We start from the raw sequence: 18,765 nt of genomic DNA, 5'->3' as shown, positions 1-18,765 counted from the left end.
CCGGAGAGGAGACGCCCCCGTGGCACCCAGGACGGCCCTCGCCCCCGACCCGCACGGCCCCGGCGGCCGGCTCCAGCCGCTCGACGACGCCGGCGCCCCGCTCGGCCCGCCCGAGAAGGTCCCCGACCTCGCCGCCGCCGTCGCCGCCCGGGAGGCCGCGGGAAGCGACGTGCCGGGGCCCCGCTGGGTGTGGGCCGCCACCGACAGCGCCTACGCGCCGCTGCTGCCCCGGCTGCCCGACCGGCTCGCCCGCTGCCACGACCTGCGCCTGGTCGAGGCCCTGCTGCTGGCGCACGAGGGCCGGTTCGGCGCGCCCCGCTCGCTCGGCGCCGCCTGGTCCCGGCTGCGCGGCCTGCCCGTCCCGGACGACCTGCCCGAGCCCGGCTCCGCCGAGGCCGACGACGGGCAGGACACCCTGTTCGCGCCCGACCGGCTGCAACTGCCGCCCGGCGCCGACCCGCTGACCGCCGTGGTCGCCGTCCACGCCGAGCAGCAGCGCCGGATCGCCGCGATCGCCGACCCGGCCGCCCGGCACCGGTTCCGGCTGCTGGTCGCCGCCGAGTCCGCCGGCGCGCTGGTCGCCGCCGAGATGGCGCACGACGGGCTGCCCTGGCGCGCCGACGTCCACGACCAGCTGCTCACCGAACTCCTCGGCCCCCGCCCGACCGTCCCCGGCGCCCAGCCGAGACTGCTCGCCGACCTCGCCGCCGAACTCCAACGGGCCCTCGGCGGGCGCCCGTTCAACCCCGACTCGCACACCCAGGTGCTGCGCGCCTTCGCCGAGAACGGCATCCAGCTCGGCTCCACCCGCTCCTGGGAGCTCAAGGGCGTCGACCACCCGGCCGCCGCGCTGCTGATCCGCTACAAGGAGCTGTCCCGCATCCACGCCGCGCACGGCTGGGCCTGGCAGGACGCCTGGGCCCGCGGCGGCCGGTTCCGGCCCGAGTACGTGGTCGGCGGCGTGGTCTCCGGGCGCTGGGCCAGCCGCGGCGGCGGCGCGCTGCAGATCCCGCGCATCCTGCGCCGCGCCGTCGTCGCCGACCCGGGCTGGCTGCTGGTCGTCGCCGACGCCGCCCAGTTGGAGCCCCGGGTGCTCGCCGCCCTCTCCCAGGACGCCGGGCTGGCCCGCACCGCCGCCGGCGGCGACCTGTACGAGGCGCTGGCCGCCCACGCCTTCCAGGGCGACCGCGACAAGGCCAAGCTCGGCCTGCTCGGCGCCATGTACGGGCAGACCAGCGGCGACATCGGCCCGCTGCTGAACACCCTGCGCCACCGCTACCCCGCCGCGATGGGCTACGTCGAGGCCGCCGCCCGCACCGGCGAGGACGGCGGGGTGGTCGCCTCCCGGCTGGGCCGGGTCTGCCCGCCCGCCTCGGCCGAGTTCCTCGACCTCACCGAGTCCCCCGACACGGCCGGCGAGGCCGGCGGTCGGCAGGCCCGCGCCCGCGGCCGCTTCACCCGCAACTTCGTCATCCAGGCCAGCGCCGCCGACTGGGCGCTCGCCCTGCTCGCCGCCCTGCGCCGCCGGCTGGGCGAGCTGCCGGTGGCCGGCCCGGCGGAGCGCCCGCACCTGGTGTTCTTCCAGCACGACGAGGTGATCGTGCACACCCCGGCCAACCTCGCCGACGAGGTGGCCGCCGCGGTCGCCGAGGCGGCCGACGAGGCCCGCCGCCTGGTGTTCGGCGACACCCCGGTCCGCTTCCCGCTCACCACGGCGGTGGTCGACTGCTACGCCGACGCCAAGTAGCCGCCCCGGCATCACGGCCGCGGCCTCACAGCTTCCGGAACGAGCGGGCCTCCTCGGCCGCCGCGACCACCTCCGCCAGCGCCGCCCCGGTCGAGGCGGTGACGGCGGCCGCCACCGCGCCCTCCACGAACGGCGCGTCCACCAGCCGCACGCCCGGGCGCGGCTCGTCCTCCAGCACCGTGACGGCGGTGAGCACCGAGCTGCCGAGATCCGGCAGCACGACCACGCCCGCCCCGCCGTCCGCCTCGGCGACGGCCCGCGCGATCAGGTCGTAGCTGGTGCCGAGCCCGCCGTCCTCCGTCCCCGCCGCGCACACCACCCGCACGCCGCCCGAGACGAGTTCGGCGAGCAGCTCGCGCAGCCCGGCGGCCAGTCGGGCGCTGTGCGAGACCAGGACGATACCCACGTGTTCGCTCATGCGACCGACCCTACGACCGACCCCGCGGCCGACGCCGCTACTCCGGGAGAGTGACCCGAATCCCGCGTGTCGCACCCCGTGCCCACCACCCCCGTCTGGCGTAGCGTCGGGGCAGCAGCGTCCACGGCCGACGACCCGCACAAGGGAGCGAAGAGCGTTGAAGAAGCTGATCAACACCCCGGAGAACGTCCTGGAGGACGCGTTGGCCGGAGTCGCCGCCGCCCACCCCGAGCTGACGGTGGACATCCCCAACCGGGTGATCACCCGGGCCGCCCGCCCGGCCGGGCCCAAGGTCGCGGTGATCTCCGGCGGCGGCTCCGGCCACGAGCCGCTGCACGGCGGCTTCGTCGGCCCCGGCATGCTGGACGCCGCCTGTCCCGGCGAGGTCTTCACCTCCCCGGTGCCGGACCAGATGCTGGCCGCCGCCAAGGCCGTGGAGAGCGGCGCCGGCGTCGTCTTCATCGTGAAGAACTACACCGGCGACGTGATGAACTTCGAGCTCGCCGCCGAACTCGCCGCCGAGGAGGGCCTGGCGGTCCGCACCGTCCTGGTCGATGACGACGTGGCGGTCGAGGACTCCACCTGGACGGCCGGCCGCCGCGGCACCGGGGCGACCGTCATGGTCGAGAAGGCCACCGGAGCGCTGGCCGAACGCGGCGCCCCGCTCGACGAGGTGGCCGCCCTGGGCGAGCGGGTCAACGCCGCCTCCCGCTCCTTCGCCATCGCGCTCACCGCGGCCACCACCCCGGCCGCCGGCAAGCCCGGCTTCGACCTGCCCGAGGACGAGATCGAGGTCGGCGTCGGCATCCACGGCGAGCCCGGCCGCCGCCGCGAGAAGCTGCGCCCGGCCCGCGCGCTGGCCGCCGAGGTGGTCGACACCGTCCTCGCCGACCACCACCTGGCCCCGGGTGACGAGGTGATCGCCCTGCTCAACGGCCTCGGCGCGACCCCCCTGCTGGAGCTGTACATCGCCTACGGCGAGGTCGCCGCCCGGCTCGCCGAGCGCGGCATCACGGTGGCCCGCAGCCTGGTCGGCAACTACGTCACCAGCCTGGACATGGCGGGCTTCTCGCTCACCCTCACCAAGGCCGACCCGCAGCTGCTGGAGCTGTGGGACGCGCCCGTCGACACCCCCGCCCTCAAGCGGGCCTGAGCCGGGAGACGTCATGGACTTCGACACCCCCCTCGCCGAGGCCTGGATCCGCGCGATCGCCGCGGCCGTCGAGAAGGAGCAGGACCGGCTCACCGAGCTGGACTCGGCGATCGGCGACGGCGACCACGGCAGCAACCTCCGGCGCGGCTTCTCCGCCGCCCTGGCCGCCCTCGACGGCCTCCAGCCGGCCGGCCCGGGCGCCGTGCTCACCAAGGTGGGCAGCACGCTGATCTCCAAGGTCGGCGGCGCCTCCGGCCCGCTCTACGGCAAGGCCTTCCGCGCCATCGGCGCCGCCCTGCCCGATCCGGCCCTGTCCGATCCCGCTCTGCCCGGTTCCGCTCTGCCCGGCTCCGCCGACCCCGTCGGCCCGGCCACCCTCGCCGAGGCACTGGCCGCCGGCCTGGACGCCGTCCGCGCCCTCGGCAAGGCCGTGCCCGGGGACAAGACCATCGTCGACGCCTACACCCCGGCCGTCGCCGCCTTCCGCGCCGCGGCCGGCGCCGGGGCCACCCTCCCCGAGGCGGCGTCGGCGGCCGCCGACGCCGCCGACCAGGGCGCCCGCGACACCGTCCCCCTCCAGGCCCGCAAGGGCCGCGCCTCCTACCTCGGCGAGCGCAGCATCGGCCACCAGGACCCGGGCGCCACCTCCACCGCCCTGCTCTTCCGCGCCCTCGCCGACGTCACCGCGGCCTGAGGCACCCGCTCTCCTCGCGCGGGCGCCCGCGCGAGGAGAGCGTCCTCCGGCCCTCAGCCGTCGGGCCGTCCGGCCGTCAGCCGTCCGTCCTCGCGATCAGCAGCAGCAGGGCGTCGTCCCGCAGTTCCCCGCCCGTGTGCGCGAGCAGGTCCGCGTACACCCGTCCCACCGCCGCCTCCAGATCCCCCTCCGACCGCGCGGCGCCCCGCACCAGCGGCCCGACCCGCTCCGCCAGCGGGTAGAACTCCCCGCTCTTGCGGTGCCGTGCCTCGATCACCCCGTCCGTGCAGAGCACCAGGACGTCCTCCGCCCCGAACGGCTGGTCCCAGCTGGCCGGTTCGCCGGTCGCCAGCCGTCCGAGGCCGAGCGGCACCCAGGGGTCGGGGGCGTCCAGCACGTGCGCCCGCCCGTCGCCGTCGACCCGGATCGGCGGGACGTGCCCGTACTGCAGCAGTTCCATCACCCCGGGCGTGCGGAACTCCGCGAACAGCGCGGTGGTGAACTCCCCGTCCGGGACGTGCCGCTCGACGCTGGCCTCGATCCGCGCCGCGACGCCCCGCAGCCCTGCCTCGTCGTACGCGGCCTCCCGGAACGCGCCCAGCACCACGGCCGCGGTCTGCACGGCGGAGAGCCCCTTGCCCCGGACGTCCCCGACCGCGACCCGGGTGCCGTGCGGCGTCTCCAGCACCGAGTACAGGTCCCCGCCGATCCGTGAGGCGTCGGCCGCCGACACGTACCGGACGGCCAGCCGCAGCGGCCCGACGGCCGGCCCGGGCAGCCGCAGCAGGGCCCGCTGGGCGGCCTCGGCGACGGAACTGACGGCCGCGAAGGCCGCCGCGCGCCGCATCCGGATCTTGGCGACCCAGGCGGAGAAGACCGTCAGTACGGCGTAGCTGACCATCGCACCGTAGAGGAAGCGTGCGTCGTTGATGTTGTCGACCTGGTCGTAGTGGCTGAGCCCGAAGACGGCGAGCAGGCCGAGCGCGCAGACGGCGAGCAGTTCGCCCGGTCTGAGGGTGAGCGCGGCGGCGGCCGGGACGACGGTCATCAGCGGTGCCAGGTAGCGGTCCTTGCCGGAGAGGAGGTCAGCGAGTGCGACCAGGAGCACGGCGAGCAGCGCCGGGCTGGCCCGCCTCCAGAACGGCACGTCCTGGAGGTCGGCGGCCAGCAGGGCGCCGCGCCGCCGGTCCGGCGGCAGCCCGGCGGCGCTGGGGGCCGAGGGGGACTGGGCACGGCGGGTCGGGAACACATACCGAACATAAGGGACGTTCGCGGCGCCCACCCGCCCGCCTACCGCGTTTCCGTCCACCGCGTCCGCCGACCCGCCGCACGAGCGCCCCGATCGCCCCCAAATGCCCTATTTGTCATACAGTTCGACCAAAGCGGCTACCCCGAGGAGGCCCCGTCCGGTGTCCGGCTACCGCAACACCCCCCGCATCTCCGACGCCCCGGCCCGCACGACGGCCACGTCCGACCACTGGCTGAAGGTCTTCGCCGTCGGCCTGCTGCTCTGGGGCGCCACCGTCGTCGTCACGTTCCTCACCGGGAACAGCAACCTCGTCCCGACGATCGTGCTGCTCGGCAGCTTCCTGGTCCCGGCCACCCTGGTGATCTGGGCCTACGAGCGCTACGCCGGCGACCTCGGCCCGGACCGGCTCTTCGCCTGCTTCGGCGTCGGCGGCATCATCGGCGTCCTGGGCGCCTCGGTGCTGGAGAGCTACCTGGTCTCGCCCTCGGCCTGGATGTACGTCACCGTCGGCCTGATCGAGGAGGCGGCCAAGCTGGGCGCCCTGGTCATGGTGAGCCGCCGACTGCGGGTCAGCGGGCTGCGGCACGGGCTGGTGCTCGGCGCCACCGTCGGCGCGGGGTTCGCCGCGTTCGAGAGCGCCGGGTACGCGTTCAACGCCGTGCTGAGCAACCAGGGACTCTCGCTCGAGGACCTGGTCGAGACGGAGATCCTGCGCGGGCTCCTCGCACCGGTCGGCCACATCCTGTGGACGGCGATCGTCGGCGGGGTGCTGTTCAGCGAGCGCCGCGGCGGGCGGTTCCGCTTCACCACCCCGGTCGTCGTCACCTACCTGGGCGTATCGGTGCTGCACGCGCTCTGGGACAGCACGAGCGGCATCGCCGTCTGGCTGGTCGCCAAGACCACCGCGAGCTCCTGGCAGCGCGCGCTGTTCGAGCTCGGCCACATGCCCCACCCCAACAGCGAGCAGGTGCACCTGTACACCCTCTACGACACGGTCGGACTGCTCGTGGTCTCCTTGGGCGGGCTGCTCTGGCTACGGCTGCTGATCCGGCGCGAGCGCGCGCCGATCCCGGCCCAGCTCCCGGCCTCCCCGGCCTGAGGCGGTCCGGCGCATACGCTCGACCGGCGCACGCGTCCGTGACGCGTGCCACTTCACCCACCCCTCCCGGAAATACCCCTGAGGGGTATGGTGTTGTCAGAGTAGAGCCCGGGCCGACGCCCGGGGCGCCACACCTCCCGGAGGCCCGGATGTCCAGCACCACCACCTACACCGTGACCGGCATGAGCTGCGGCCACTGCGAGAAGGCGATCAGCGAGGAGCTCTCCGCCCTCACCGGCGTCACCGAGGTCGCCGCCGACTCCAAGGCCGGCACCGTGACGGTCTCCTCCCTCGCCCCGCTGGACGACGACCAGGTCCGCAGCGCCGTCGACGAGGCCGGCTACGAACTGGTCGGCCGCAGCGCCTAGGCCTCCCGGTACGCCCGTACGGCGGGGCCCGGGCAGCGGACCCCGCCGTACTCCCCCACCGAGGAGCTGCCGAGGAGCCGATCCGCATGAGCGAGCGAAGCGAACTGGTCACCACCGCCCCCGGCGTCCAGGGCACCCCCGTCGTCCGGGACCGGGTCGAGCTGTCGATCGGCGGCATGACCTGCGCCTCCTGCGCGACCCGGATCGAGAAGAAGCTCAACCGGATGGACGGCGTCGAAGCCACCGTCAACCTCGCCACCGAGAAGGCCCGGGTCGACTACGGCCCCGGGGTGACGGTCGAGGACCTGATCGCCACCGTCGAGCGCACCGGCTACACCGCCGAGCTCCCGCCGTCCCCGGCCCCCGCCCTCCCGACCGGCGCCGACGCCGACGCCAGTAGCGCTGCCGGTACCGGTGCCGACACCGCCGACCCGCTGTACGACCGGCTGCTGATCAGCGCCGTCCTCAGCGTCCCGGTGGTCATGCTGTCGATGATCCCGGCCCTCCAGTTCGCCAACTGGCAGTGGCTCGCCTTCGCCCTCACCGGCCCGGTCGTGGTCTACGGCGGTCTGCCGTTCCACCGCGCCGCCTGGACCAACCTCAAGCACGGCGCCGCGACCATGGACACCCTGGTCTCGCTCGGCACCCTGGCCGCCTTCGGCTGGTCCTTCTGGGCACTGTTCTGGGGCCACGCGGGCCTGCCCGGCATGCACCACGACTTCTCACTGGCGATCGGCGACACCGACGCCTCGTCCACCCTCTACCTGGAGACGGCCGCCGCCGTCACCGTGCTGATCCTGCTCGGCCGCCACCTGGAGGCCCGCTCCAAGCGCCGGGCCGGGGCCGCCCTGCACGCCCTGCTCGACCTCGGCGCCAAGGACGTCACCGTGCTGCGGGGCGGGGCCGAGGTCCGGATCCCGGTCGGCGGCCTGGCCGTGGGCGACCGGTTCGTGGTCCGGCCGGGCGAGAAGATCGCCACCGACGGCACGGTGGTCGAGGGCGGATCGGCGGTGGACGCCTCGATGCTGACCGGCGAGTCCGTACCGGTCGAGGTCGGCGTCGGCGACCAGGTCACCGGCGCCACCGTCAACGCCGGCGGCCGGCTGGTCGTCGAGGCCACCCGGATCGGCGCGGACACCCAGCTGTCCCGGATGGCCCGGCTGGTCGAGGAGGCCCAGAACGGCAAGGCCGCCGCCCAGCGCCTCGCCGACCGGATCTCCGCCGTCTTCGTCCCGGTCGTCATCCTGCTCGCGCTCGCCACCCTGGTCGGCTGGCTCCTGGCCTCCGACAGCCCCACCGAGGCGTTCACCGCCGCCGTGGCCGTGCTGATCATCGCCTGTCCGTGCGCCCTGGGCCTGGCCACCCCGACCGCGCTCATGGTCGGCACCGGCCGCGGCGCCCAGCTGGGCATCCTGATCAAGGGCCCCGAAGTGCTGGAGACCACCCGCCGGGTGGACACCGTCGTCCTGGACAAGACCGGCACCGTCACCACCGGCCGGATGACCCTGCTCGCCGTGCACACCGCCGAGGGCGTCGACGAGGCCGAGGCGCTGCGCCTGGCCGGCGCCCTGGAGCACGCCTCCGAGCACCCGATCGCCCGGGCGATCGCCACCGCCGCCGCGGAGCGGACCGGCACGCTGCCGCCGGTCGAGGACTTCCGCAACCTCCCCGGGAGGGGCGTGCAGGGCGTCGTCGAGGGCCGGGCGGTGGTGGCCGGGCGCGAGGCCCTGCTCGCCGACCGGGCCCAGCACCTGCCGCCTGTCCTGGCCCGCGCCAAGGCCGCGGCCGAGGCGGCCGGGCGGACCGCGATCGCGGTGGGCTGGGACGGCGAGGCCCGGGCCGTCCTGGAGGTCGCGGACGCGGTCAGGCCGACCAGCGCCGAGGCGATCGCCCGGCTGCGCGCGCTGGGCCTGCGCCCGGTGCTGCTGACCGGCGACAACCGGGCGGTCGCCGAGGCCGTCGCGGCCGAGGTCGGCATCGCCCCGGCCGACGTGGTCGCCGAGGTGCTGCCCGAGGACAAGGTCGCCGCCGTCAAGCGGCTCCAGGCCGAGGGCAGGGTCGTGGCGATGGTCGGCGACGGCGTCAACGACGCGGCCGCCCTCGCCCAGGCCGACCTGGGCCTGGCGATGGGCACCGGCACCGACGCCGCGATCGAGGCCGGCGACCTCACCCTGGTCCGCGGCGACCTGCGCTCGGCGGCCGACGCCATCCGGCTCTCCCGCCGCACGCTCGGCACCATCAAGGGCAACCTGTGCTGGGCCTTCGGCTACAACGTGGCGGCGATCCCGCTGGCCGCCGCCGGGCTGCTCAACCCGATGATCGCCGGCGCCGCGATGGCCTTCTCCTCGGTCTTCGTGGTCACCAACAGCCTGCGCCTGCACCGCTTCCAGCCCGCCTGACCCGCCCACGCGACGCGGAAGGGCCCGGACCGACCCCGGTCCGGGCCCTTCCCGGCGTCAGCGCGCCGGCGTCACCGCGTCAGCGCCCGAGCAGCTCGCCGCCATTGCAGTGCAGGATCTCGCCGGTGATGAACCCGGCCTCGGGCGAGGCCAGGAAGTGGACCGCGGCCGCGACCTCACCGGTCTCCCCGATCCGGCCCAGCAGGGTGCGGGCCGCCCGGCGGGAGACCTCGGCCTCGTCCAGCCGGGGACCGAAGAACTCGGTGCCGGCCACCGTCCCGGGCGCGACGATGTTGGCGGTGATCCCGGAGGTGCCCAACTGGGCGGCCAGGAAGTGGTTCCAGGCGTGCAGCGAGGCCTTCGCCGCGCCGAACGAGCCGGCCCCGCGCAGGGCGGCGATCGAGCTGATGGTGACCACCCGGCCGGCGCCGGGGGTGAGCCGGTCCCGGATCGACTCGGTGAGCAGCACCACGGTCAGCACGTTGCGCTCGAAGTCGCCGCGCCAGCGGGCCAGCAGGGCGTGCGGCCCGGCACCGATCACGGTCTCCCGGCTGCCGGCGTTGTTGACCAGGACGTCGATCCGCTCGGGAAGTTCGGCGAGCGCGGCCTCGACGGCGTCGGGGTCGGCGAGATCGCACACCAGCGGGGTGACGTTCGGCCCGAGGTCCGCCGCGGCCTTCTCCAGGACCGCGCGGCGGCGGCCCACGATCACGACCCGTTCGCCCGCCTCGGCGAACCGCCGCGCGACTTCGTACCCGATTCCCGTGCCACCGCCGGTGACAACGACGTTCCTGGCCATCTGCGCACTCCCTCCCCAGTTCCGCCGCCACGCTGCGAGGGTGCGGGACGGTCCGTACCGGAATGCCACGATTCCTATCACGCTCGGTTGCCGTGACTGCGGGGAGGGTGACGTCGCGCGCGCGGGAAGGTGTGATATGGGCTCGGCACGACGTGCACACGGAGCGTGGCGAGAGGCAGCTCACACCCCCCGGGCGTAACTTCTCGCACCCTGATACGTCTTAGGTTGGTAGTGCGGCAGTTTTCCGAGGGGCGGAGACGCGACGAACGGCAATGCGTCCCCGTGCTTCCACCGACTGCCGCCGACGGGGCTCCGGCGGGCCCCGGGACGGTCGTCGACCTTGACGGCCTTCGCGCACGACGCCGGGGTTGCGGCGGGTCAGGGACGCTTTGAGCGGCCGTCCCCGGCTTCGGCCCGGCCCCGGAGTCGTGCGCCGTACGGTTCCGTCCCCGCGCGGGCGCCCACCCGGGCCCACCGCACGGGGACGCGGAAGGGCCCGGCCGCCAGATGGCGACCGGGCCCTTCCGGGTGCAGCGTCAGCGGTCGCCGAGGGCGACGTAGTCGCGGATCTCGACGCCGGTGTAGATCTGGCGCGGACGGCCGATCCGGCTGGTCGGGTCGTTGATCATCTCGTGCCAGTGGGCGATCCAGCCCGGCAGCCGGCCGAGGGCGAACAGCACGGTGAACATGCTGGTCGGGAAGCCCATGGCGCGGTAGATCAGGCCGGTGTAGAAGTCCACGTTCGGGTAGAGCTTGCGCGAGATGAAGAAGTCGTCCTTGAGGGCGTGCTCCTCCAGCTTGAGCGCGATGTTCAGCAGCTCGTCGTTCTTGCCGAGCTGGCCGAGGACCTCGTGCGCGAGCAGCTTGACCTGCGCGGCGCGCGGGTCGAAGGCCTTGTAGACGCGGTGGCCGAAGCCCATCAGCTTGACGCCGGCTTCCTTGTTCTTCACCTTCGTGATGAACGCGTCGACGTCGCCGCCGTCCTTCTGGATGCTCTCCAGCATCTCCAGCACGGCCTGGTTGGCGCCGCCGTGCAGCGGGCCCCAGAGCGCCGAGATGCCCGCCGAGATCGAGGCGAACAGGTTGGCGTGGCTGGAGCCGACCAGGCGCACGGTGGAGGTCGAGCAGTTCTGCTCGTGGTCCGCGTGCAGGATGAGCAGCTTGTCCAGGGCGTTGACGATCACCGGGTTGAGCTCGTAGTCCTCGGCGGGGACGGCGAAGGTCATCCGCAGGAGGTTCTCGACGTAGCTCAGGTCGTTGCGCGGGTAGACGAAGGGCTGGCCCATCGCCTTCTTGTACGCGTAGGCGGCGATCGTCGGCAGCTTGGCGAGCAGGCGGACGGTCGACAGGTGGCGCTGGCCGGCGTCGAACGGGTTGTGGCTCTCCGGGTAGAACGTGGAGAGCGCGCCGACCACCGAGGACAGCATGGCCATCGGGTGGGCGTCCCGCGGGAAGCCCTGGAAGAAGCGCTTGACGTCCTCGTGCAGCAGGGTGTGCTGGGTGATCTCGCGGTTGAACTCGGCCAGCTGGTCCGCGTTGGGCAGCTCACCGTTGATCAGGAGGTACGCGGTCTCGATGAAGCCGCCCTGCCCTGCGAGCTGCTCGATCGGGTAGCCGCGGTACCGCAGGATGCCGTTGTCACCGTCCACGAAGGTGATCGCGGACTTGTACGCGGCGGTGTTACCGAAGCCGTTGTCCAGGGTGACCAGGCCGGTCTGCGGGAGCAGCTTCGAGATGTCGAAGCCGGCGTTGCCCGCAGTGCTCTCGACGACGGGGTACTCGTACTCGCCGTCCTGGTACCGCAGTACTACCGAGTTGTCGCTCACGTCTTCCTCACCGACGAAATGAATCCTCTTCCAAGGTGCCCTGACTGTCTCTACCATCCCCCATCTGGAGGACAGCCGCGCACCCGGGGTGGCCCGAAAGGGCCCGCCCCTACAAAACCTGCTGCCGCAGCCGGTACGAACCGGACAAGATCGGCACCACCCTAGGCTCTGCCGTAAATCTCTTCACGTCAAGAGAACATTAGAGGCAACCATCCTGTTGGATAATCATCCAGTTGCCAGTCGATGATCTAGCGCCGCATGCCGTCGACCTGCACTGACGGTCCGCACGGCCTGCGCGATCGCCTTCCGTGACCCCACCAGTACCACCAGTTTCCTTGCCCTGGTCACAGCGGTGTAGAGCAGGTTTCGCTGGAGCATCGTCCAAGCGGACATGGTGACCGGAATCACCACCACTGGGTACTCGCTCCCCTGCGAGCGGTGGATCGTGACCGCGTACGCGTGCGCCAGCTCGTCCAGTTCGTCGAAGTCGTACGGCACCTCCTCGTCCTCGTCGGTGAGCACCGTCAACCGCTGGTCGTCCACGCTGAGGGCGGTCACCACTCCCACTGTGCCGTTGAAGACCCCGTTGCGCCCCTTGTCGTAGTTGTTGCGCACCTGCGTGACCTTGTCCCCCACCCGGAACGTGCGCCCGCCGAACCGCCGCTCCGCCAACCCCTCCCGGGCCGGCGTCACCGCCCCCTGGAGCAGCGTGTTCAGGTTCCCCGCCCCGGCCGGCCCCCGGTGCATCGGCGCCAGCACCTGGACGTCCCGCCGCGGGTCGAAGCCGAACCGCTGCGGGATCCGCCGCGCCACCACGTCCACCGTCAGGCCTGCCGCCAGCTCCGCGTCGTCCTCCGCGAACAGGAAGAAGTCCGGCAGACCGTCCGTCAGCGGCGGCCTCCCCTCGTTGATCCGGTGCGCGTTCGTCACCACCCCCGACTGCTGCGCCTGCCGGAAGATCCTGGTCAGCCGCACCGACGGGATCGGGCCGCCCTGCGCCAGCAGGTCCCGCAGCACCTCGCCGGCGCCCACCGACGGGAGCTGGTCCACGTCCCCCACGAACAACAGGTGCGCCCCCGGCGGCACCGCCTTGACCAGCTTGTTCGCCAGGATCAGATCCAGCATCGAGGCCTCGTCCACCACCACCAGATCGGCGTCCAGCGGCCGGTCCCGGTCGTACGCGGCGTCCCCGCCCGGTTTCAGCTCCAGCAGCCGGTGCACCGTCGAGGCCTCCGCCCCGGTCAGCTCCGCCAACCGCTTCGCCGCCCGCCCGGTCGGCGCCGCCAGCACCACCTTCGCCCGCTTGGCCAGCGCCAGCGTCACGATCGACTTCACCGTGAACGACTTGCCGCAGCCCGGACCACCCGTCAGCACCGCGACCCGCTCGGTCAGCGCCAGCCGCACCGCCTGCTCCTGCTCCGGCGCGAGATCGGCCCCGGTGCGCTTCGCCAGCCACTCCAGCGCCACCGGCCAGTCCACCCCGCCGAACCATGGCATCCGGTCGGAATCCGAACGCAGCAACCGCAGCAGTTGGTTGGCCAGCGAGATCTCCGCCCGGTGGAACGGCACCAGGTACACCGCGGTGATCGCCTCGCCCGCCTCCCCCGGCACCGACTCCCGCACCACCCCCTCCGCCGCGACCAGCTCCGCCAGGCAGTCGATCACCAGGCCCACGTCCACCTGCAGCAGCTTCACGCCGTCCGCGATCAGCCGCTCCTCCGGCAGGTAGCAGTGCCCCTGGTCGCTGCTCTGCGACAGCGCGTACTGCAACCCCGCCTTCACCCGCTCCGGGCTGTCGTGCGGGATCCCCACCGCCTGGGCGATCCGGTCCGCCGTCAGGAAGCCGATCCCCCACACGTCCGACGCCAGCCGGTACGGCTCGTTCCTCACCACCCCGATCGAGGCGTCCCCGTACTGCTTGTAGATCCGCACCGCGAGCGAGGTCGACACCCCCACCCCCTGGAGGAAGACCATCACCTCCTTGATGGCCTTCTGCTCCTCCCAGGCCGCCGCGATCTTCTTCGTCCGCTTCGGCCCCAGCCCCGGCACCTCGATCAGCCGGCCCGGCTCGTTCTCGATCACCTCCAGGGTGTCCACCCCGAAGCGCTCCACGATCCGCTCGGCGAACCGCGGCCCGATCCCCTTGATCAGCCCCGAGCCCAGGTAGCGCTGGATGCCCTGCACCGTCGCCGGCAGCACCGTCGTGTAGTTCTCCACCGTGAACTGCCGCCCGTACTGCGGATGCGAGCCCCACCGCCCGTGCAGCCGCAGCGACTCCCCCACCTGGGCTCCCAGCAGCGCGCCCACCACCGTCAGCAGGTCGTTCCCGCCCCGGCCGGTGTCCACCCGGGCCACCGTGTACCCGGTGTCCTCGTTGGCGTACGTGATCCGCTCCAGCACGCCCTCGACCTGCGCGAGCTGGCGCGGCGCCTCCTGCCCCGACTGCGCCTGCCTGGCCACCGGGACCCCCTTCGACCGGTACGGGTGGACCTTTCGTTACGCACCGTACCGCCCGGCCACGACAAGCCCGCACCCGCGCCGGACCACCCCCGCGGCAGGACCGCCCCCTGGCCCCTGCCGAGCAGCGCCCCGCCGTGCAGCGCCCCCGCCGAGGTGCCAGGCTGGGACCCGGCAGGGGGGCACGATCGCGCCCGTACGGGCCCCGTCCGAGGAGCAGCGTCCATGCTCAACACCGCCTACCGCCCCGGCTCCCCCGACTGGCTCGACCTGGGCAGCCCCGACACCCGGGCCTCCGTCGACTTCTACACCGCCCTGTTCGGCTGGACCTTCGACCCGGCCGGCCCCGAAGCCGGCGGGTACGGCTTCTTCCAGCTCGACGGCCGGACGGTCGCCGCCCTCGGCCCGCTCGCGGAGGAGGGCTCCCTGCCCGCCTGGACGCTGTACTTCGCCACCCTCGACGCCGACCGCACCACCGAACTCGTCGAACAGGCCGGCGGGCACGTCCGGTTCACCCCCTTCGACGTCTTCACCGCGGGCCGGATGGCCGGCTACACCGACCCGACCGGCGCCGAGTTCGCCGTCTGGCAGCCGCACGACACCCGCGGCCTGGAGGTCGTCAACGAGGAGGGCAGCCTCTGCTGGACCGAGTGCTACAGCGTCGACGCCGAACGCGCCAAGACCTTCTACCGGACCGTCTTCAGCTGGCAGGAACAGGACGTGCCGCTCGAAGGCACCTCCTACACCGTCCTCACCCCCGCGGGCGCCGGCAGCGACGACGCCCACGGCGGCATCATGCAGCTCGGCCCCGAGCAGACCGCCCGCGGCACCACCTCGCACTGGCTCCCCTACTTCGAGGTCCCCAACGTGGACGCCAGCCTCGCCATCGCCGACAAGCTCGGGGCCACCGTGCGGATCCCCGCCATGGACGTCCACGGCGTGGGCCGCCTCGCCCAGTTCCACGACCCGCACGGCGCCGTCTTCGCCGTCATCACCAGTGCCAAACCCGGGGAGTGACAGCGCATCACCCCCGATCACCCCCGAGAAGGGGCCTGAGGGGGTGCTACGGGCAGTGGCAGCGGAGGTGCGGGGAAACCCGACGCGCCTATCCTCTGATCATGACTGACCTGACAATCCGCCGGGCCACCGCAGAGGACCTGCCGGCGCTGGTGGCCCTGCTCGCCGACGACGCCCTGGGCGCCACCCGCGAGAGCCCCGACGACCTCACGCCGTACCGTGCCGCCTTCGCCCGCGTCGACGGCGACCCGCACCAGCACCTGGTCGCCGCCGAGCGCGCCGGCCGAACCGTCGGCACCCTGCAGCTGACCGTGATCCCCGGCATCTCCCGGAAGGGCTCCACCCGGACCATCATCGAGGCCGTCCGCGTCCACGCCGACGAGCGGGGCAGCGGCCTCGGCACCGAACTGATCCAGTTGGCGATCGAGCGTTCCCGCGAACTCGGTGCCGACCTCGTCCAGCTCACCTCCGACACGACCCGCACCGACGCCCACCGCTTCTACGAGAAACTCGGCTTCGTCCCCTCCCACGTCGGATTCAAGCTCCAGCTCTGAGGCCTTGAAGTTCCTTGCCCCGGAAATGCAGAGAACCCCCATCCGGTTTCCCGGATGGGGGTTCTCTGTGAATGATTGTTCGGCGGCGTCCTACTCTCCCACAGGGTCCCCCCTGCAGTACCATCGGCGCTGTAAGGCTTAGCTTCCGGGTTCGGAATGTAACCGGGCGTTTCCCTCACGCTATGACCACCGAAACACTATGAAACTGTCAACCGCACCAACCCCGTAGCCAAACGGGTTGGGGTCGTTGTTTCAGAACAACACAGTGGACGCGAGCAACTGAGGACAAGCCCTCGGCCTATTAGTACCGGTCAACTCCACCCCTCACAGGGCTTCCATATCCGGCCTATCAACCCAGTCGTCTACTGGGAGCCTTACCCTCTCAAGGAGGTGGGAGTGCTCATCTCGAAGCAGGCTTCCCGCTTAGATGCTTTCAGCGGTTATCCCTCCCGAACGTAGCCAACCAGCCATGCCCTTGGCAGGACAACTGGCACACCAGAGGTTCGTCCGTCCCGGTCCTCTCGTACTAGGGACAGCCCTTCTCAACACTCCTACGCGCACAGCGGATAGGGACCGAACTGTCTCACGACGTTCTAAACCCAGCTCGCGTACCGCTTTAATGGGCGAACAGCCCAACCCTTGGGACCTACTCCAGCCCCAGGATGCGACGAGCCGACATCGAGGTGCCAAACCATCCCGTCGATATGGACTCTTGGGGAAGATCAGCCTGTTATCCCCGGGGTACCTTTTATCCGTTGAGCGACGGCGCTTCCACAAGCCACCGCCGGATCACTAGTCCCTACTTTCGTACCTGCTCGACCCGTCAGTCTCACAGTCAAGCTCCCTTGTGCACTTACACTCAACACCTGATTGCCAACCAGGCTGAGGGAACCTTTGGGCGCCTCCGTTACTCTTTAGGAGGCAACCGCCCCAGTTAAACTACCCACCAGACACTGTCCCTGATCCGGATCACGGACCCAGGTTAGACATCCAGCACGACCAGAGTGGTATTTCAACGACGACTCCACAACAACTGGCGTTGCTGCTTCAAAGTCTCCCACCTATCCTACACAAGCCGAACCGAACACCAATATCAAGCTATAGTAAAGGTCCCGGGGTCTTTCCGTCCTGCTGCGCGAAACGAGCATCTTTACTCGTAATGCAATTTCACCGGGCCTATGGTTGAGACAGTCGAGAAGTCGTTACGCCATTCGTGCAGGTCGGAACTTACCCGACAAGGAATTTCGCTACCTTAGGATGGTTATAGTTACCACCGCCGTTTACTGGCGCTTAAGTTCTCAGCTTCGCCTGGACGAATCCAAGCTAACCGGTCCCCTTAACGTTCCAGCACCGGGCAGGCGTCAGTCCGTATACATCGCCTTACGGCTTCGCACGGACCTGTGTTTTTAGTAAACAGTCGCTTCTCGCTGGTCTCTGCGGCCACCCCCAGCTCTGGCAGCAAGTGCCGTCACCAGGAATGGCCCCCCTTCTCCCGAAGTTACGGGGGCATTTTGCCGAGTTCCTTAACCATAGTTCACCCGAACGCCTCGGTATTCTCTACCTGACCACCTGAGTCGGTTTGGGGTACGGGCCGCCATGAAACTCGCTAGAGGCTTTTCTCGACAGCATAGGATCATCCACTTCACCACAATCGGCTCGGCATCAGGTCTCAGCCTCAATGAGTGACGGATTTGCCTATCACTCGGCCTACACCCTTACCCCGGGACAACCACCGCCCGGGCTGGACTACCTTCCTGCGTCACCCCATCGCTCACCTACTACCCTCTTGGGTCACCGGCTCCACCACGTCCCATTGTCCGAAGACTCCGGGCCGGCTTCACGGGCTTAGCATCAAGAGGTTCAGCGTTGGCGCTTCAAAGCGGGTACGGGAATATCAACCCGTTGTCCATCGACTACGCCTGTCGGCCTCGCCTTAGGTCCCGACTTACCCTGGGCAGATCAGCTTGACCCAGGAACCCTTGGTCAATCGGCGCAAGAGTTTCCCACTCTTGTATCGCTACTCATGCCTGCATTCTCACTCGTATACCGTCCACGACTGGTTTCCACCGCCGCTTCACCCGGCACACGACGCTCCCCTACCCATCACAGCAGGCGTTGGCCCTTCATGCTGCAATGACACGACTTCGGTGATGTGCTTGAGCCCCGCTACATTGTCGGCGCGGAATCACTTGACCAGTGAGCTATTACGCACTCTTTCAAGGGTGGCTGCTTCTAAGCCAACCTCCTGGTTGTCTCTGCGACTCCACATCCTTTCCCACTTAGCACACGCTTAGGGACCTTAGTCGGTGTTCTGGGCTGTTTCCCTCTCGACCATGGAGCTTATCCCCCACAGTCTCACTGCCACGCTCTCACTTACCGGCATTCGGAGTTTGGCTAAGGTCAGTAACCCGGTAAGGCCCATCGCCTATCCAGTGCTCTACCTCCGGCAAGAAACACGTGACGCTGCACCTAAATGCATTTCGGGGAGAACCAGCTATAACGGAGTTTGATTGGCCTTTCACCCCTAACCACAGGTCATCCCCCAGGTTTTCAACCCTGGTGGGTTCGGTCCTCCACACGGTCTTACCCGCGCTTCAACCTGCCCATGGCTAGATCACTCCGCTTCGGGTCTTGGGCATGCAACTCAGACGCCCTATTCGGACTCGCTTTCGCTACGGCTACCCCACACGGGTTAACCTCGCTACACACCGCAAACTCGCAGGCTCATTCTTCAAAAGGCACGCAGTCACGGCCGTGATCCGAAGACCACGACGACGCTCCCACGGCTTGTAGGCACACGGTTTCAGGTACTATTTCACTCCGCTCCCGCGGTACTTTTCACCATTCCCTCACGGTACTATCCGCTATCGGTCACCAGGGAATATTTAGGCTTAGCGGGTGGTCCCGCCAGATTCACACGGGATTTCTCGGGCCCCGTGCTACTTGGGAGATGAGCAAGCAAGCCGTACAGATTTCGTCTACGGG

Annotated in this window: 13 protein-coding genes and 2 rRNA genes (1 of these 15 cut by a window edge); 8 read left to right on the top strand and 7 right to left on the bottom strand. The window is 70.8% G+C overall.

Annotated features, from left to right (window positions below; all coding sequences use genetic code 11):
* Positions 1-19: 19 nt before the first annotated feature.
* Complete coding sequence (locus tag OG556_RS23705; protein WP_371519089.1) at positions 20-1,747, top strand: bifunctional 3'-5' exonuclease/DNA polymerase; 1,728 nt, start codon at positions 20-22, stop codon at positions 1,745-1,747.
* Between the two features lie 25 nt (positions 1,748-1,772).
* Here OG556_RS23705 and dhaM read toward each other — a convergent pair whose 3' ends face one another.
* Entirely contained in the window at positions 1,773-2,165 is a 393-nt protein-coding gene (gene dhaM, locus OG556_RS23700) for a dihydroxyacetone kinase phosphoryl donor subunit DhaM (RefSeq protein ID WP_371519087.1), read from the bottom strand.
* Positions 2,166-2,322: 157 nt separating this feature from the next.
* Between dhaM and dhaK the strand changes: the two genes are divergently transcribed.
* Together dhaK and dhaL are read left to right on the top strand one after the other, a co-directional pair.
* A complete protein-coding gene (gene dhaK, locus OG556_RS23695) occupies positions 2,323-3,318 on the top strand; it encodes a dihydroxyacetone kinase subunit DhaK (protein WP_371519086.1) in 996 nt (331 codons plus the stop codon).
* Positions 3,319-3,331: 13 nt separating this feature from the next.
* Positions 3,332-4,012, top strand: coding sequence for a dihydroxyacetone kinase subunit DhaL (gene dhaL / locus OG556_RS23690; RefSeq protein ID WP_371519084.1), 681 nt, complete (start codon positions 3,332-3,334; stop codon positions 4,010-4,012).
* A 76-nt stretch (positions 4,013-4,088) separates the two neighbouring features.
* Here dhaL and OG556_RS23685 read toward each other — a convergent pair whose 3' ends face one another.
* The gene (locus OG556_RS23685; protein ID WP_371519082.1) at positions 4,089-5,261 is read right to left on the bottom strand and encodes a PP2C family protein-serine/threonine phosphatase; all 1,173 of its coding nucleotides are present in this window, start codon (positions 5,259-5,261) and stop codon (positions 4,089-4,091) included.
* Positions 5,262-5,421: 160 nt separating this feature from the next.
* Here OG556_RS23685 and OG556_RS23680 point away from each other — a divergent pair, with 160 nt between their 5' ends.
* The 3 genes from OG556_RS23680 to OG556_RS23670 all read left to right on the top strand — a co-directional run bounded on the left by OG556_RS23680 (position 5,422) and on the right by OG556_RS23670 (position 9,127).
* Positions 5,422-6,360 carry a PrsW family intramembrane metalloprotease gene (locus OG556_RS23680; RefSeq protein ID WP_371519080.1) on the top strand — a complete coding sequence of 313 codons (939 nt, stop codon included), beginning with the start codon at positions 5,422-5,424 and terminating at the stop codon, positions 6,358-6,360.
* A 38-nt stretch (positions 6,361-6,398) separates the two neighbouring features.
* Positions 6,399-6,728 carry a heavy-metal-associated domain-containing protein gene (locus OG556_RS23675; RefSeq protein WP_371519078.1) on the top strand — a complete coding sequence of 110 codons (330 nt, stop codon included), beginning with the start codon at positions 6,399-6,401 and terminating at the stop codon, positions 6,726-6,728.
* 86 nt (positions 6,729-6,814) lie between these two features.
* A complete protein-coding gene (locus tag OG556_RS23670; protein WP_371519076.1) occupies positions 6,815-9,127 on the top strand; it encodes a heavy metal translocating P-type ATPase in 2,313 nt (770 codons plus the stop codon).
* Between the two features lie 79 nt (positions 9,128-9,206).
* Here OG556_RS23670 and OG556_RS23665 read toward each other — a convergent pair whose 3' ends face one another.
* The 3 genes from OG556_RS23665 to OG556_RS23655 all read right to left on the bottom strand — a co-directional run bounded on the left by OG556_RS23665 (position 9,207) and on the right by OG556_RS23655 (position 14,212).
* Entirely contained in the window at positions 9,207-9,926 is a 720-nt protein-coding gene (locus OG556_RS23665) for an SDR family oxidoreductase (protein ID WP_350885419.1), read from the bottom strand.
* A gap of 536 nt (positions 9,927-10,462) precedes the next feature.
* On the bottom strand, positions 10,463-11,752 hold the full coding sequence (locus OG556_RS23660; protein ID WP_063349392.1) for a citrate synthase: 1,290 nt from the start codon (positions 11,750-11,752) through the stop codon (positions 10,463-10,465).
* 225 nt (positions 11,753-11,977) lie between these two features.
* Positions 11,978-14,212, bottom strand: a complete 2,235-nt coding sequence (locus tag OG556_RS23655; RefSeq protein ID WP_371519073.1) for an ATP-dependent RecD-like DNA helicase — start codon at positions 14,210-14,212, stop codon at positions 11,978-11,980.
* A gap of 222 nt (positions 14,213-14,434) precedes the next feature.
* Between OG556_RS23655 and OG556_RS23650 the strand changes: the two genes are divergently transcribed.
* Positions 14,435-15,226, top strand: a complete 792-nt coding sequence (locus tag OG556_RS23650) for a VOC family protein (RefSeq protein WP_371519071.1) — start codon at positions 14,435-14,437, stop codon at positions 15,224-15,226.
* 101 nt (positions 15,227-15,327) lie between these two features.
* A complete protein-coding gene (locus OG556_RS23645) occupies positions 15,328-15,780 on the top strand; it encodes an N-acetyltransferase family protein (RefSeq protein WP_371519069.1) in 453 nt (150 codons plus the stop codon).
* Positions 15,781-15,857: 77 nt separating this feature from the next.
* Here the strand turns inward: OG556_RS23645 and rrf are convergent.
* Together rrf and OG556_RS23635 are read right to left on the bottom strand one after the other, a co-directional pair.
* Positions 15,858-15,974, bottom strand: a 5S ribosomal RNA gene (gene rrf / locus OG556_RS23640).
* Between the two features lie 87 nt (positions 15,975-16,061).
* Positions 16,062-18,765, bottom strand: a 23S ribosomal RNA gene (locus OG556_RS23635); it runs 417 nt beyond the window's last position.

Source organism: Kitasatospora sp. NBC_01300, from assembly GCF_041435235.1.
Lineage (GTDB): Bacteria > Actinomycetota > Actinomycetes > Streptomycetales > Streptomycetaceae > Kitasatospora.
The sequence above is the reverse complement of the archived record's forward strand: the minus strand, read 5'-3'. Positions and strand labels throughout refer to the sequence as shown.